18 protein-coding genes and 1 pseudogene are annotated in these 14,847 nt (G+C 70.6%); 7 read left to right on the forward strand and 12 right to left on the reverse strand.

What is annotated here, in order from left to right:
* Positions 1-107: 107 nt before the first annotated feature.
* Positions 108-1,226 (forward strand): phosphoserine transaminase, encoded by a 1,119-nt coding sequence (gene serC, locus ACWD0J_RS00725; RefSeq protein ID WP_451493518.1) that lies wholly within the window; start codon positions 108-110, stop codon positions 1,224-1,226.
* A 69-nt stretch (positions 1,227-1,295) separates the two neighbouring features.
* Here the strand turns inward: serC and ACWD0J_RS00730 are convergent, their stop codons facing one another.
* From ACWD0J_RS00730 to ACWD0J_RS00760, 7 genes and pseudogenes are all read right to left on the reverse strand, one after another.
* Positions 1,296-1,952, reverse strand: coding sequence for a class I SAM-dependent DNA methyltransferase (locus ACWD0J_RS00730; protein WP_451493640.1), 657 nt, complete (start codon positions 1,950-1,952; stop codon positions 1,296-1,298).
* Between the two features lie 116 nt (positions 1,953-2,068).
* Positions 2,069-2,293, reverse strand: coding sequence for a hypothetical protein (locus ACWD0J_RS00735; RefSeq protein WP_451493519.1), 225 nt, complete (start codon positions 2,291-2,293; stop codon positions 2,069-2,071).
* Between the two features lie 120 nt (positions 2,294-2,413).
* A complete protein-coding gene (locus ACWD0J_RS00740) occupies positions 2,414-2,974 on the reverse strand; it encodes a hypothetical protein (RefSeq protein ID WP_451493520.1) in 561 nt (186 codons plus the stop codon).
* A 67-nt stretch (positions 2,975-3,041) separates the two neighbouring features.
* A complete protein-coding gene (locus ACWD0J_RS00745) occupies positions 3,042-3,248 on the reverse strand; it encodes a DUF397 domain-containing protein (protein WP_451493521.1) in 207 nt (68 codons plus the stop codon).
* 11 nt (positions 3,249-3,259) lie between these two features.
* Positions 3,260-3,496, reverse strand: a pseudogene (locus tag ACWD0J_RS00750) (cellulase family glycosylhydrolase); the annotation flags it as partial.
* 29 nt (positions 3,497-3,525) lie between these two features.
* The gene (locus tag ACWD0J_RS00755; protein ID WP_451493522.1) at positions 3,526-4,347 is read right to left on the reverse strand and encodes an ABC transporter permease; all 822 of its coding nucleotides are present in this window, start codon (positions 4,345-4,347) and stop codon (positions 3,526-3,528) included.
* Positions 4,344-5,315: an ATP-binding cassette domain-containing protein gene (locus ACWD0J_RS00760; protein WP_451493523.1), complete on the reverse strand. Its 972-nt coding sequence runs from the start codon at positions 5,313-5,315 to the stop codon at positions 4,344-4,346. The genes ACWD0J_RS00755 and ACWD0J_RS00760 overlap by 4 nt, the downstream gene beginning before the upstream one ends.
* Before the next feature lie 89 nt (positions 5,316-5,404).
* On the opposite strand from ACWD0J_RS00760, the gene ACWD0J_RS00765 reads away from it, so the two are divergent.
* Positions 5,405-6,193 (forward strand): TetR/AcrR family transcriptional regulator, encoded by a 789-nt coding sequence (locus ACWD0J_RS00765; RefSeq protein ID WP_451493524.1) that lies wholly within the window; start codon positions 5,405-5,407, stop codon positions 6,191-6,193.
* On the opposite strand, the gene ACWD0J_RS00770 is transcribed toward ACWD0J_RS00765, so the two are convergent.
* Positions 6,173-7,150, reverse strand: coding sequence for a WD40 repeat domain-containing protein (locus ACWD0J_RS00770; protein ID WP_451493525.1), 978 nt, complete (start codon positions 7,148-7,150; stop codon positions 6,173-6,175). The two genes, ACWD0J_RS00765 and ACWD0J_RS00770, sit on opposite strands and share 21 nt — an antisense overlap.
* 98 nt (positions 7,151-7,248) lie before the next feature.
* On the opposite strand from ACWD0J_RS00770, the gene ACWD0J_RS00775 reads away from it, so the two are divergent.
* Both ACWD0J_RS00775 and ACWD0J_RS00780 read left to right on the forward strand, forming a co-directional pair.
* A complete protein-coding gene (locus ACWD0J_RS00775) occupies positions 7,249-7,923 on the forward strand; it encodes a GDSL-type esterase/lipase family protein (protein ID WP_451493526.1) in 675 nt (224 codons plus the stop codon).
* 69 nt (positions 7,924-7,992) lie between these two features.
* On the forward strand, positions 7,993-8,988 hold the full coding sequence (locus tag ACWD0J_RS00780; protein WP_451493527.1) for an aldo/keto reductase: 996 nt from the start codon (positions 7,993-7,995) through the stop codon (positions 8,986-8,988).
* Between the two features lie 346 nt (positions 8,989-9,334).
* Here the strand turns inward: ACWD0J_RS00780 and thpR are convergent, their stop codons facing one another.
* Complete coding sequence (thpR, locus tag ACWD0J_RS00785) at positions 9,335-9,907, reverse strand: RNA 2',3'-cyclic phosphodiesterase (RefSeq protein WP_451493528.1); 573 nt, start codon at positions 9,905-9,907, stop codon at positions 9,335-9,337.
* Between the two features lie 111 nt (positions 9,908-10,018).
* On the opposite strand from thpR, the gene ACWD0J_RS00790 reads away from it, so the two are divergent.
* Complete coding sequence (locus ACWD0J_RS00790) at positions 10,019-10,606, forward strand: Uma2 family endonuclease (protein ID WP_451493529.1); 588 nt, start codon at positions 10,019-10,021, stop codon at positions 10,604-10,606.
* Between the two features lie 12 nt (positions 10,607-10,618).
* On the opposite strand, the gene ACWD0J_RS00795 is transcribed toward ACWD0J_RS00790, so the two are convergent.
* On the reverse strand, positions 10,619-11,998 hold the full coding sequence (locus ACWD0J_RS00795; RefSeq protein WP_451493530.1) for an MFS transporter: 1,380 nt from the start codon (positions 11,996-11,998) through the stop codon (positions 10,619-10,621).
* 27 nt (positions 11,999-12,025) lie between these two features.
* Positions 12,026-12,463 (reverse strand): MarR family winged helix-turn-helix transcriptional regulator, encoded by a 438-nt coding sequence (locus ACWD0J_RS00800; protein WP_451493531.1) that lies wholly within the window; start codon positions 12,461-12,463, stop codon positions 12,026-12,028.
* 150 nt (positions 12,464-12,613) lie between these two features.
* Here ACWD0J_RS00800 and ACWD0J_RS00805 point away from each other — a divergent pair, with 150 nt between their 5' ends.
* Positions 12,614-12,796 (forward strand): ribbon-helix-helix protein, CopG family, encoded by a 183-nt coding sequence (locus tag ACWD0J_RS00805; protein WP_199830457.1) that lies wholly within the window; start codon positions 12,614-12,616, stop codon positions 12,794-12,796.
* 63 nt (positions 12,797-12,859) lie between these two features.
* Here the strand turns inward: ACWD0J_RS00805 and ACWD0J_RS00810 are convergent, their stop codons facing one another.
* Positions 12,860-14,311 (reverse strand): NCS2 family permease, encoded by a 1,452-nt coding sequence (locus tag ACWD0J_RS00810; RefSeq protein ID WP_451493532.1) that lies wholly within the window; start codon positions 14,309-14,311, stop codon positions 12,860-12,862.
* A gap of 150 nt (positions 14,312-14,461) precedes the next feature.
* Here ACWD0J_RS00810 and ACWD0J_RS00815 point away from each other — a divergent pair, with 150 nt between their 5' ends.
* On the forward strand, positions 14,462-14,734 hold the full coding sequence (locus ACWD0J_RS00815) for a DUF2530 domain-containing protein (protein ID WP_451493533.1): 273 nt from the start codon (positions 14,462-14,464) through the stop codon (positions 14,732-14,734).
* Positions 14,735-14,847 lie beyond the last annotated feature (113 nt).

Consider the following 14,847-nt stretch of genomic DNA (forward strand, 5'->3'; position numbering starts at 1 on the left):
CGCCCCCGGCCCGCCGGTGGAATCCCGCTGGTCCGCGCACTGGATCCGGTGTCTCATCGGCCGGACATGGTTCCGTCCGGTTTCGCCGAGGAGATACCCTCCGGCACGTGGCCGACATCCAGATTCCCGCTGACATCAAGCCCGCCGACGGACGCTTCGGTGCGGGTCCCTCCAAGGTGCGGACGGAGGCGCTGGACGCACTCGCCTCCACGGGTACGTCCCTGATGGGCACGTCCCACCGCCAGGCCCCGGTCAAGAACCTGGTCGGCAAGGTCCGCGAGGGCATCGCCGAACTGTTCCAGCTCCCCGAGGGCTACGAGGTCGTCCTCGGCAACGGCGGCTCCACCGCCTTCTGGGACGTCGCGACGCACGGCCTGATCGAGAACAAGTCGCAGCACCTCACCTTCGGCGAGTTCAGCTCCAAGTTCGCCAAGGCCGCGCGGCTCGCCCCGTGGCTCGCCGAGCCGACCGTCGTCGCCGCCGACCCGGGCACCCACCCGGAGCCGCGGGCCGAGGCCGGCGTCGACGTGTACGCGTTCACCCACAACGAGACGTCCACCGGTGTCGCCGCCCCCATCAGGCGGGTCGCGGGCGCGGACTCCGGCTCGCTCGTCCTCGTGGACGCCACGTCCGGCGCGGGCGGCCTCCCGGTCGACATCGCCGAGACCGACGTCTACTACTTCGCCCCGCAGAAGTCCTTCGCCTCCGACGGCGGCCTGTGGATCGGCGTGTTCTCCCCGGCCGCGATCGAGCGCGCCGAGCGGATCCACGCCTCCGGCCGCCACGTCCCGGAGTTCTTCTCCCTCCCGACGGCGATCGACAACTCCCGCAAGAACCAGACGTACAACACCCCGGCGCTGGCCACCCTCTTCCTCCTCAACGACCAGCTGGAGTGGATCAACGGCCAGGGCGGCCTCGCCTGGTCCACGGCCCGCACGAAGGACTCCTCGACCCGCCTCTACGGCTGGGCGGAGGAGTCCAAGTACGCGACGCCGTTCGTCACCGACCCGGCCCAGCGCTCCCAGGTCATCGGCACGATCGACTTCTCCGACGAGATCGACGCCGCCGCCGTCGCCAAGGCCCTGCGCGCCAACGGCATCGTCGACACCGAGCCCTACCGCAAGCTCGGCCGCAACCAGCTGCGCGTCGCCATGTTCCCGGCGATCGACCCGGCGGACGTCGAGGCGCTCACCAAGTGCGTCGACTACGTCATCGAGAAGCTGTAGCCGCTTCGACGCGACACGACGAAGAAGGGCGCCCGGCGAACACCGGGCGCCCTTCTCTCGTCCGAACGCTCAGGACACCTCCGCGCGGACGATCAGGGTGCCGATGTGGCCCGGTTCCGGAGCATCGAGCACGCGCGCTCCGGCTGAGGCGAAGCCGGCCCGGGTCAGCAGGCGCTCCCAGACGGCGGGGCGGTAGCTGTAGCGGTAGGCATACATCGCCCTGCCCGCGAAGCCGCCCTTGTACATGCCCTGCGGGCCGTACGCGCCGGGGATGGCGGGCGGCTGGGAGAACACGAACACGCCGCCCGGGTCGAGCCGCGCCCGTACGAGCGGGAAGAGGCGTCGCGGGTCGGTGAACCATGCGGCACCGAAGATCGAGTAGACGGCGTCGTACGTGTCGCCGGAGGCGGCCAGCCACTCCAGAACCTCCCCGCAGGCGAAGACAGCGCCGGTGCCGCCCCACCGCTCGGTGCTCTTCTTCACCATGACCGGGGAGAGGTCGACGCCGTGCGCGGTGATGCCGCGCCGGGCAAGGCAGGCGAGAGCGCGGCCGGTGCCGCAGCCGATCTCCAGCACGGAGCGGGGGTCACCGAGCGCTTCAGGGCCAGGTCCGTGACCGGCGTACTGAGTCCAGCAGAAGCTCGGCTCGGCGTCGTCCTTGAAGGCGGAGGCGGCGTAGGTGTCCCACAGTTCGGTCTCGGCGGCGATGTCATGGCGTGCGGGCACGGCGGTTCCTCGTTGCAGGACATTGACGGTCAGGTGGCTGATGTGCGGCTGGACGGCATTGAGCAGCTCTTTCGGATCCCTGGTGCGAGCGCGGGAAGGGCTGTCGAACATGACGGTCATGGGCGTTCCCCTCTCTGGAAGATGTGGTCCGTGCTTGGCTGCCGGCGCTTGTAGGCGTGGTGAGGGCAACCGCAACGGCTGACGAGCCAGATGCCGTTGGCGTGCGGCAGGGGAACGTCCCGGGTCTGACGGCACTCGTGGTGCAGCTCCACGTAGCCGGGGTGGCCGGCGAGCACGCACTCGGCCGACAGGGGAAGCGTCTTGGTGGCGGACGCCGTCACCGGAGCCGCCCCGCCCGGTTCCGCTCGGTCACCCGGGCACGCAGCACTTCGGCGTCCGTGGCTTGTCGGATGCCGCTGGGATCCGCATCCCATTCCCGTCCGCTGAAAGCGCGGGCGGGCTCAGTGCACCCGCCATTCATCGGCCGGGATGCAGTCGTACATGGTGTTGGCCCAGTCGTTGGGCCTGCCGAAGACCAGCCGCGTGAGCAGGATGTCGCCGGCTCGCTGCGCTCGCGGGTTCATCCCCAGCTCCTGCGAGCCGATGTCCCCACCCGTGGTGATCTCGATGTCCCTGCCATTCTTCTCCAGGTAGGCGGTGAGCTCGGCGGCAAGCTCTGAGGGAGGCCGGCCTATCAGCCGGAGCCCGTCAAAAGTGACCTGGGGGCCGGTCAGCGCGTCGACAGTGTCGCAGGTCAATCCCATAGGGCCGACGTAGTAGGCCACCACGGCCACGCGGTGGAAGGGAGCACCCACTGCGCGGAATCTCGTGCACAGTTGCTCGAAGGGGCCGACCGTGCCGATCTGCGAAGGGGGGTCGGAGGTGAATCCGCATGCCTCCATCGCGATGGCCGCCTCCTGCGCACTCATGCCGAAGCGCAGTGGGCCGACCCGCTCAAGTGGCGCGTAGTCCCATTGCGCTCGGTCGGATTCGGCCACCACTGCCCACGGGTCGGGCCACATGCTCAGCAGTTCCTTCCGGCGATCACTCGACATGTACGGCGCCGATGACCCTATCTTCCTGCGGTGATCAGCGTGATCCACCGGACAGGGCCTGGCCGAACTGCCGGATGAACACCTGCCAGCCCTCGCGGGAGACAGTGAGCAGGGGGCCGTCATCCAGCTGCTTGCTGTCGCGGACGGCTCGGCCGTGATCGGTTGTGGCGGCGACCTCTACGCAGTCACCCTGCTGCGCGGAGTACGACGACTTCCGAAAGGCGCCCACAACCTCGGTCACGATCACCCTTCCTTCATCTGGTCGATCATGCTCTTGTAGTCGCGGGCCCACAGGCCGTGCGGCACGTGGTTGCCGGTCTCGAAGCCGAACCAGTTGATCCCGGTGATCCGCACCGGCTGCCCGGCCGCGTCCAGGATCTGACGCCCGCTGGTGTGCCAGTAGCCGGCGCCGGGCTCCGCCGCGTGGGCCGCCTGCCCACCGGCCCCCAGGGGTATCAGGAGCGCGGCCGCCACCGCGCACCAAGCCATCGCCCATGTACGCGTCAAGACACCTGACGTCACCTGCTGAGCTTCTGGAACCTCCGTACCGCGAGGGGCAGGAAGACCGCCGTCAGCACCACCGGCCACACCCCGGCCATCAGCAGCGCGTGCTGTTCGATCCACGAGTCGCCGTCCCCGACCGGTGTCCCGAACAGCTCACGGGTGGCCGCCGCCGTGGACGAGATCGGGTTCCACGCGGCCACCGCGCCGAGCCAGTCGGGCATCAGCTGGGGCGCGACGAAGATGCTGGAGATCATGGTCAGCGGGAACGCCACCGCGAACAGCCCGCCCGCCGCCTCCGGGTTGGGCACGAGCAGTCCGAGCCATACGCCGATCCAGATCAGCGCGAACCGCAGCCACAGCAGCAGCCCGAAGGCGGCGAGGAAGGCGAGCCCGCCGTCCGGCCGCCAGCCCATGGCGACCGCGGTGAGCATCATGATCCCCAACTCGGCGCAGGCGACCAGCAGATCGGTGACCCCGCGCCCGGCCACCACCGCAGACGAGGACATCGGCATCGAGCGGAAGCGGTCGATGACGCCCTTGGTCGAGTCGTGGACCACGACGGTCGCCGTGTTGATGAAGCCGAACGCCATCGTCATCACGAACATCCCGGGCATCAGGAAGTCCTTGTAGTCCCCGCCGCCGGGCACCTGCATCGCGCTGCCGAAGACATAGCCGTACAGCAGGACCGACAGGATCGGGAAGCCCAGCTGCCAGGCGATGTTGACGGGCTGGCGCCGGTAGTGGGTCAGGCCGCGGCGGACGATGTTCCAGCAGTCGGCGAGCAGCCAGTACGTACGCCCGCGCGCGGCGGGCGAGCTCAGGTCGACGGCGCTCATGCGGCGGCCTCCTTGTCGGTCGTCCCGGTCCGGTGTCCGGTCAGGTGCAGGAACACGTCGTCCAGGCTCGGCCGGCGCAGTCCGATGTCCTCGACGCGCACGCCCTCGTCCTGGAGCGTCCGCGCCACTTCCGTCAGGGCGGCCACCCGGTCGGTGACGGGCGCGTGGACGCGCGACTCGCTCTCGTCGGCCTCGGGTTCGCCGTCCGACACGCGGGCGACAACCTTCACCACCCGCGGGATGTCGGACCGTTCGGCCACCACGACCTCGATCCGGTCGCCGCCGATCCGGTTCTTCAGCCCGTCCGGGCTGTCGTCGGCGATGGCCCGGCCGTGGTCGATGACGGTGATGTGCGAGGCCAGCCTGTCGGCCTCCTCCAGGTACTGCGTGGTCAGCAGGACGGTCGTGCCGCTCGCCACCAACGCCCGTACCGATTCCCAGACTTCCCCCCGGCTGCGGGGGTCGAGGCCGGTCGTCGGCTCGTCCAGGAAGAGGACGGCCGGGGCCAGGATCATCGACGCGGCGAGGTCGAGGCGGCGCCGCATGCCGCCGCTGTAGCCGCCCACGCCCTTGTCGGCGGCGTCGGTCAGGTCGAACCGGTCGAGGAGTTCGACGGCCCGCTGCTTGGCCCGCCTGCCGCCCAGGTGGAACAGGCGGCCGAACATCTCCAGGTTCTGCCGTCCGGTGAGGACCTCGTCCACGGCCGCGTACTGCCCGGTGAGTCCGATGCGGGCGCGCACCTCGCGGGCGTGCCGGGTGACGTCGAGACCGGCCACGGTCGCGTGGCCGCCGTCGAGCCGGACGAGGGTGGAGAGGATGCGTACGGCGGTGGTCTTGCCGGCGCCGTTCGGCCCGAGCAGGCCGTGCACGGTGCCCTCGCGGACGGTCAGGTCGAAGCCGTCGAGGGCGCGTTTGTCGCCGTAGCGCTTCTCCAGGGCCTCGGCCCGCACGGCGTATCCGTCGCTCATGGGTCCTCCTTCACTCATCAATTGGGTACACCGTACCCGATTGCGCGTACGGTGTACCCGGTTTCTCCGCGCGGAACTAAGCTGCTCCCATGACGAGCCGTACGGACACCAGTGGCAGCGGCGACATCGGGCGCACCCTCGAACTCCTGTGGGACACCGGCAAGCGCCCCCGTCGCGGGCCCAAACCGGGTCTGACACTGGAGCGGATCGTCGAGGTCGCCGTCGAGGTCGCCGACCGGGACGGGCTCGACGCCGTCTCGATGCGGCGGATCGCCACCGAGCTCGGCACCGGCGCGATGTCCCTGTACCGGTACGTCCCCGGCAAGGGCGAGCTGCTCGATCTGATGCTGGACCGCGTCCAGCGGCCCTCGGAGAACCCGGCCGACCTCGGCGACGGCGGCTGGCGCTCGGCCCTTCAGGCCCTGGGCCGGGCGACCCTCGCCCTCTACCGCCGCCACCCCTGGCTGCTCCAGGTCAACCAGTCCCGCCCGATCCTCGGGCCGAGCGCGCTCGACGGCATGGAGAAGGTGCTCTCGCGGATCAGGCCGATGGGGCTGAGCGACCCCGAGCTGGTATCGGCGATCATCGCGATCGACGGGTACGTCGTCGGCGCGGCGCGCACGCAGGTGCACCAGGAGGAGGCGGAGCGCCGGACCGGTCTCACCGACGCGGAGTTCTGGCAGGCACAGGTGCCGACGCTGGAGAAAGTTCTGGCGTCGGGCCGCTACCCGGTCATGGCCTCCCTCTCCGAGGACACCTTCGGGCCCGGGTTCGACCACTTCGAGTTCGGGCTGCAGCGGATCCTGGACGGGCTGGAGGTGTACGTCGCGGGGCGGCGCGCCCGGGACGGCACGGGGTCAGGGACGGCGGCGGAATAGCCGCCGGACACCGAACACGGCCGCGCAGGCGACGACGACGGCCGCGCCGACCTTGACGTTGCCGTCGAGGCCGTCGAGGCCGGCGCCGGTGCCGCTGTCGCCGTCCGCGGAACCGCCGCCGCCGGAGGACCCGGCGCCGGAGCCGCCGGGCGCGTCCTCCGCGACCACCTGGCTGTTCACCCCTTCGCTGCCGAGCATGAGCTTCGTGCCGTCGGCGGAGTAGGTGACCGACTCGCCCTGCCCGATGGGCACGCTGAGCCGCCCCTTGCGGGTGATCCTCCCGTCGTTCCAGTCGTACCAGATGCCGCCGAAGTAGCCGCGTACGGCGAGCTGTTCGCCGTCCGGGGAGAAGGCGGCGTCGGTGGCCCACAGATCGACGGCGGCGGCCGGCTCGAAGACGTTCGTCCCGGACGCGGAGAGCTTGGCGGGCCCCTGGTACAGGTGCCCGCCGTCCTCCTGCTTGTCGATGAGGTAGACGCGCCCGGTCTTCGGGTGGACGACGAGGGACTCGGCGTCGCGGGAGCCGTCCGCGTACTTCACGACGTACTGCGTGGCGCGGACCTTCTGGTCCTTCAGCTCCTTCGGTTCGGGCAGCCGGTAGACCCACACGTAGGGCCAGGTGACACCGTCGTTGTCGCCGATGTCGCCGACGTAGATCTGGTTGCCGGGCCCGATGGCGACGGCCTCGACGTCCCGGGGCGTGCCCACGCCGGTCAGGGTGATCCTGGCGACGGTCTCGCCGGTGCCGCTGTCGACGGCGTAGAGATAGGCGCCGGTGTCCTGGTCGTTGTGCGTCCAGTAGACACCGGGGTGCTGCCGGGAGGCGGCGAGGCCGCTGGACTCGGTGATCCGGGGGTCCGAGAGGGTGAACCCCTCGTCTCCGTCCGCGGCGGTGGCCGGCACGGCGAGCGCGCCGACGAGGAGGCCCGCGGCGAGGAACGCAAAGGAGCGACGCATGCGCCAAGCCTGCCATCCCGCCGGCGGAGCGAGGCGCGTGGTGGGCTTCACACGTTCCCGCATCCCACCCGTCCCCCGTGATCGTTCATCATGAGCGGATGCTTAGGATCATGCCGGTCGGGGACTCCATGACGATCGGGAGCGCGGGCGAACACACCTGGCGCTACCGCATGTGGCACCACCTGTGTGCGACGTACGGCGGCCCGTTCGCCCTGGTCGGCCCGCGCGAGACGCTGTACGACAAGGCGGCGGACGCTCCCGTGTCGTACGCCTACGCCGACCCGGACTTCCCCCGCGCCCACCTGGCCGGCTGGGGCGAGGGCTGGGTGCACATGGCGCCGCTGATCGGCGAGGCGGTGCGGGAGGCGCGGGCGGACGTCCTGCTGGTCTCCCTGGGCCTGATCGACCTGGGTTTCTACACCGACGCCGAGCAGACGGCGCAGAACGTCCGGGCCTTCGTCGCCGGGGCGCGGGCGGCCGAGCCGCACGTGCGGATGGTGCTGCTGCCGGTCATCCCCAACGTCCGGGCGCACTCCGACCACGCCTTCGCCGCGCAGGTCGGCCTGTTCAACGACCTGCTGGCGAAGACGGCGGCGGACCTGGACGAGCCGCGCTCACCGCTGCTGCTGGCGTCGGTCCCGGCGTCGTACGACATCCACACCGACACGTACGACGGGACACACCCCAACGGCAGCGGCGAGCACAAGATCGCGGCGGCGTTCGCGGACGCGCTGCACCAGGCGTGGGACCTGGGCAGGCCCTACCGGTACTGAGCCGGCCTCCGCCGCGGCCGGCGGTGCCCCCTTGCGTGGAGCGCACTCCAAGCCGTTGGCTAGTGGACCATGAAGTACACGCAGCTCGGACGCACGGGACTCAAGGTCAGTCGGCTGGTGCTCGGCACCATGAACTTCGGTCCGCAGACCGACGAGGCGGACAGCCACGCCATCATGGACGCGGCGCTGGACGCGGGGATCAACTTCTTCGACACGGCCAACGTCTACGGCTGGGGCGACGACAAGGGCCGTACCGAATCCATCATCGGGAACTGGTTCGCCAAGGGCGGCGAGCGGCGCGACAAGGTCGTGCTCGCCACCAAGGTCTACGGCAACATGGCCGGCGACGGCGGCCCCGCGTGGCCCAACCACGACAAGCTGTCCGCCCTCAACATCCGGCGGGCGGTGGACGCCTCGCTGAAGCGGCTCCGGACCGACTACATCGACCTCTACCAGTTCCACCACATCGACCGCGCCACTCCCTTCGAGGAGATCTGGCAGGCCATCGACGTGCTGGTGCAGCAGGGCAAGATCCTGTACGTCGGCTCCAGCAACTTCCCCGGATACAAGATCGCCCAGGCCAACGAGGCCGCCGCCCGCCGCGGCGGCACCATCGGGCTGGTCAGCGAGCAGTGCCTGTACAACCTCGCCGAGCGGCGCGCCGAGATGGAGGTCATCCCGGCCGCGCAGGACTACGGACTGGGCGTCATCCCCTGGTCACCGCTCCAGGGCGGCCTGCTCGGCGGCGTGCTCAAGAAGGAGGTCGAGGGCGGGCGGCGCTCCTCCGGCCGCGCGGCCGACTCGCTCGCGAACCCCGCCGTCCGCGCGCAGATCCAGTCCTACGAGGACCTGCTCGACAAGCACGGGGTCGCACCCGGTGAGGCCGCCCTCGCCTGGCTGCTCACCCGCCCCGGCGTGACCGGCCCGATCGTCGGCCCGCGCACCGCCGGGCAGCTCGACTCCGCCCTGCGCGCGGTCGAACTGGAGCTCAGCGAGGAGCTGCTGACCGGCCTGGACGAGATCTTCCCCGGGCCGGGGCCGTCTCCGGAGGCCTTCGCCTGGTAGCCGACGCCGGCCGGTCCGGCCGGCGACCGGCGGCGGCCGGCGGTGACCGATGGCGGCCGGTGACCGGTGGCGGCCAACGGCGGCCGGTGACCGATGGCGACCGGCGGCGACCGGCGAGGCGGCGGCCGGCGACCGGTGACGCCCAGCGGCAGCCGACGACCGGTGGCGATCGCCGACCGACGGTGACCGATGGCGGCCGGTGACCGACCGTGCCCGGTAACGGCCGGTGACCGGCGGCGGTCGGCGCTATCTGCCGACCGCCGCCGCCATCGCAACGACGACGAACAGCAGCACGAGTGCACCGGCCATGATCCGGTTACGGGTTTTCGGGTCCACGCCGTCGAGCCTAACCGGCCGCCCCCAGCGGCCGGCGGGCGACCGTCTCGTACCGGGGCTGCTCCCCGGGCACCCCGGACCTCGGCAGGTTGCTGCGTACCAGGGCCAGCTCGTCCACCGTCCAGATGCGGCTCCTGAACTCCGCGAGCGCGTCCAGGTACGGGCGCACGTCGACGTCCTCCCGGCTGCGGGCCACCGTCAGGTGGGCCCGGTAGCGGCGGTGCTCCCCCATCGGTACGCCCGCCTTGCGCGCCGCCGCCTCCGCCCGCTCGGCGAGCAGCCGAAGGGTGGTGAGGTCGCCGTCCGCCCCCGCCCACAGCGCCCGCCCCCTGCCGAACTGGCCGCCGCCGCGGACCGCCAGCGGGAAGGGGGCGGTGCGGCGGGCCGCCCGCTCCAGCCGCGCCGACAGGTCCGGTACGAGGCCGTCGTCCACCTCGCCGTAGAACGCGAGCGTGTAGTGCCAGCCGGGGCGGCCGGTCCAGCGCAGGGCGTCGGCGCCGGGGAGCCGCTTCAACTCGGTGACTTCGGCGGCGAGTTCCCGGGCCACGTCCTCGGGCGGCAGCACGGCGGCGAAGAGTCTCATGGGGCCAGTGTGCCCGCCGCCGCTCAGGGCCGGGCGTCTCCCGGTCACCGTGCGTATCGTTGTACCGCGCGGCTGCGGATGTTCACAGGGCAGCCGGGGAGGAGCGCCACGATGACCGTCGTAGACGACAGGATCGCCATGGCCGACGCCAACACGAAGCGCTTGGACGAGTGGTTCGAGCGGCTTGAGCGGATGCCCGTCCCCGAAGGATTCCGGGTCGAGATCGTCGGGGGCAGTGTCCACATGACGCCGCAGCGCGACACGCACTGGGAGATCATTCGACGGATCGTACGGGCCGTCGAGGACAGGTTCGGGATGGACGTCAGGGTCTTCTCGGACGTACGCATCGACTTCCCCGGCCACGAGAACGGTTTCTGCCCGGACGTGGCCATGCTCAGCGCCTCTGCCGTGAAGGACGACGAGGGTCGCTGGCGCCACGAGGACGTCGAGTTCGTCGCCGAGGTCATCTCCCGGGGCACAGCCGCGAACGACTACGGCCCCAAGAAGACCGCGTACGCGCTGGCTGAAGTCCCCGTGTACCTCATCGCCGACCCTTATCAGGGCACGTGCCGTCTCTACACCCACCCGAAGAACGGCGATTACGCGACCGAGACGAAGGTCTCCTTCGGCGATGACGTGGACCTCACCGGCACCGTCGTCGGTCTCACCCTCGAAACCCGCGCGTTCCCCCGCGACTGACGGCCCGCCGGGCTACGCCGCCGCCGTCAGCTCCTCCCGCCGCTCCCGCGGCACGAACCGCACCCGCGGATGCCCGCCGTCCCAGCCCACCGACAGGCGCAGGTTGCCGACCCGGGCCAGGATCAGCCCGATCACCACGGCGGCGACCGCAGCGACCGCGCCGCCGGCCGCGAGGCCGACCCGGGCGCCGTAGGTGTCGGTGACCCAGCCGACGATCGGGGCGCCGACCGGGGAGCCGCCGAGGAAGACCATCATGTACAGGGCCATCACGCGGCCCCGCATGGCCGGGTCGGTGGTCAGCTGGATGCTGGTGTTGGTGGTGACGTTGACCGTCATGCCGAACAGTCCGAGCGGGATCATCAGCAGGGCGAACATCCACAGCGCCGGTGTCGCGGCCGCCAGGATCTCCAGCGTGCCGAAGACGATCGCCGCCCCGATCAGCACCCGCAGCCGGGCGGTGCCGCGCCGGGCGGCGAGCAGGGCGCCGGCCACGGAGCCGACGGCCATCAGCGTGTTGAACATGCTGTAGGCGCCCGCGCCCGCGTGGAACACGTCGTCCGCGAAGGCCGAGAGGTAGACGGGGAAGTTGAAGGCGAACGTGCCGACGAAACCGACGAGCACGATCGGCCAGATCAGCTCGGGCCGCCCGGTGACGTAGCGGACGCCCTCCCGCAGCTGCCCCTTGCCGCGCGGCGCGCGCTCGACGGCGTGCAGCTCGCGCGCCCGCATCAGCAGCAGGCCGGTGAGGGGCGCGATGAAGGACAGGCCGTTGAAGAGGAAGGCGTAGCCCGTGCCGACGCCGGTGATCATCAGGCCGGCGACGGCGGGACCGACCAGGCGGGCGGACTGGAAGTTCGCCGAGTTGAGGCTGACCGCGTTCTGCAGCTGCCCGGGGCCGACCAGTTCGGAGACGAAGGACTGGCGGGCCGGGTTGTCGACGACGGTCGCGAGGCCTGCGGCGAAGGCGGCGACGTAGACGTGCCAGACCTGGACGTGGCCGGAGAGCGTGAGGACGGCGAGGGCGATCGCCGTGAGGGCCATCGCCGACTGCGTGACGAGCAGCGTGGGCCGCTTGCGCAGCCGGTCGACCAGGACGCCTCCGTAGAGGCCGAACAGCAGCATCGGCAGGAACTGCAGGGCGGTCGTTATGCCGACGGCGGTCGAGGAGCCGGTGAGGCTGAGGACCAGCCAGTCCTGGGCGATGCGCTGCATCCAGGTGCCGATGTTGGAGACCACCTGGCCCAGGAAGAACAGGCGGTAGTTCCTGACCTTCAGCGAGCTGAACATCGACGACCTGCGGGGCGCCTCGGAAGAGGCGGGAGTGTCGGGAGCGGGCGGGGAGTCGTGGGTGGCCGGTGCGGGGGCGGAGTCTGCTCCGGATCCCGTACTCAAAAGGGTTCGCCTCCTCGTGAACGCTGCTTACAGGTGTGCGAGCTTCTCCAGCACCGGGGCGGCGGCGCGCAGTTTCGCCCAGTCGTCCTCGTCGAGACCGCCGACCAGGGTGGCCAGGAAGGCGTTCCGCTTGCGGCGGCTCTCCTCCAGCATGGCCTCGGCCTGTTCGGTCTTCGTGACGACCTTCTGGCGCCGGTCCTCGGGGTGCGGCTCCAGTCGGACCAGCCCCTTGGCTTCGAGCAGGGCCACGATGCGGGTCATCGACGGCGGCTGCACGTGCTCCTTGCGGGCGAGTTCGCCCGGGGTGGCCTTGCCGCACAGGGACAGGGTGCCCAGCACCGACATCTCGGTGGGGCTCAGCGACTCGTCGACCCGCTGGTGCTTGAGCCGACGGGACAGCCGCATCACGGCGGAGCGCAGGGAGTTCACGGCGGCAGCGTCGTCGCCATGGGTGAGATCCGACATCTCTTTAGCGTAACTCATTACTCTCGCTAAACAAGCTGGGCGCACAGGCAATTCCCGTGACTCCGGCCACCGAAACCCGATCATCACCCGTACGAGTGAGTGGGCGGCGGAAAGTGAACGGCGCCCCGGGTGTGCCGCGACCCTCATGGCATGGGGACCAGCGTGCTCAGCCTGCGGATAGACGGGGAGCTGCTAGAGCGGCTCCGGGACCATGCGGCGAAAAGGGGAATGAGCGTCCAGGACTACGTGGTCCGGACGCTCGTCCGCGACGACTTCGACGAGCGGTTCCAGACCGCCGTCGAGGAGACGGAGAAGTTCTACGGGGTCACGTGAGCGGGGTCACGTGAGCGGGCCCCCGGGGGCGGCCGGCGGGGGCGGGCTCACGCGAGGGCCGGCTCAGGTCAGACCCAGCGCCGGCATCAGGTAGGAGAAGGCGAACACCGCCGACACCACGTACATCGCGGCCGGGATCTCCTTGCGCCGGCCCGCCGCCAGGCGCATCACCACGAAGGCGAGGAAGCCCATGCCGATGCCGTTGGTGATCGAGTAGGTGAACGGCATCATCACCATCGTGATGAACGCCGGGATCGCGATCGTGTGATCGGCCCAGTCGATCTCCGTGACCGAACCGGCCAGGATCAGGAAGCCGACCGCGAGCAGCGCCGGGGTGGCGGCCTGGGAGGGGACCATCGTGGCGACGGGCGTGAGGAAGAGCGCCACGGTGAAGAGTCCGCCGGTGACGATGTTCGCGAAGCCGGTCCGCGCCCCCTCGCCGACCCCGGCCGTGGACTCCACGAAGGCGGTGGTGGCGGAGGAGGAGCTGGCGCCGCCGGCGGCGACGGCGAGACCGTCGACGAACAGGACCTTGTTGATGCCGGGCATCTGGCCCTGCGCGTCGGTCAGCTTCGCCTCGTCGCTGACGCCCATGATCGTGCCCATCGCGTCGAAGAAGCACGACAGCAGCACGGTGAAGACGAACAGGACGCCCGTCAGCACGCCGACCTTCTCGAAGCCGCCGAACAGACTGACCTCGCCGAGCAGACCGAAGTCGGGGGTGGCGACCGGGTTGCCGGGCCACGTGGGCGTCGTCAGGCCCCAGGCCGGCACCTTCGCGACGGACTCGATGATCAGGGCGAGGACGGTCATCGCCACGATCGAGATCAGGATCGCGCCGGAGACCTTGCGGACGATCAGGGCGAGGGTGAGCAGGGCGCCCAGCACGAACACGAGCACCGGCCAGCCGTTGAGGTGACCGTCGCCGCCGAGCTGGAGCGGGACGGTGGTGTGGGCGGCGTCCGGCATCCGGGTGACGAAGCCGGCGTCGACGAGGCCGATCAGCATGATGAACAGGCCGATGCCGATGGAGATGGCCTTGCGCAGGCCGAAGGGCACGGCGTTCATCACGCGCTCGCGCAGCCCCGTGGCGACCAGCAGCATCACGATGAAGCCGGCCAGGACGACCATGCCCATGGCGTCCGGCCAGGACATCCGGGGCGCGAGCTGGAGCGCGACGACCGAGTTCACCCCGAGCCCGGCGGCGAGCGCGATCGGCACGTTGCCGACCACGCCCATGAGCAGGGTGGTGAACGCCGCGGTCACGGCCGTCGCCGTGACCAGCTGGCCGTTGTCGAGCTGATGCCCGTACATGTCCTTCGCGCTGCCGAGGATGATCGGGTTGAGCACGATGATGTAGGCCATCGCGAAGAAGGTGGCGAAACCGCCGCGGACCTCCCGGGACAGGGTGCTGCCCCGCTCGGAGATCTTGAAGTGGCGGTCGAGGGCGCCGTAGGCGGGCGTGGAGCCCGGCTGTTCGGGCGCGGGGACCTTGGCGGGGGCCGGGGTGGGCATGCGTGACCTCATCACCGTCGGCTCTCCCCCTGGCGCCTTTGGTGTTTCGTACGAAGAGAAATGGCCGGACACAAACGGATTCAGTATGAACATATAACGCCGGGATCGCCATCTCCGCGCGTAGACCCGATCAGGTCATAAGCTGTGCCCATGGCGAAGTGGACCCCCAAGCACGAGGCGCCGGAGCCCCTGGAGGGCCCCATCGTCCCCACCATCGTTGGCGGCACGATCCTCTGGTTCGTCCTCTTCCTGGTGCAGCTCCCCTTCTACGGCTGGTTCGACGACCGCGGGCACACCTGGTGGGTGTGGACGTGCCTGGCCGGCGGAGGACTCGGATTCATCGGCATCTGGTACGTCCGCCGGCGCGACGCGGCGATCAGGAGGGCGGCCGGGGAGGACGCCCGGGCGGGCGCCGCCGAGTGACCAGGACGCCGTAGTACCACGGCATCACTCGCCCTCGCCTTCCCTCCTCCGCAGGTCGGATCTTCCGCCCACTCGGCGGGTGCAGGCGTGGATCCGCACGTACCGTCGGACGC

It is taken from the genome of Streptomyces sp. NPDC003011, from assembly GCF_053591515.1.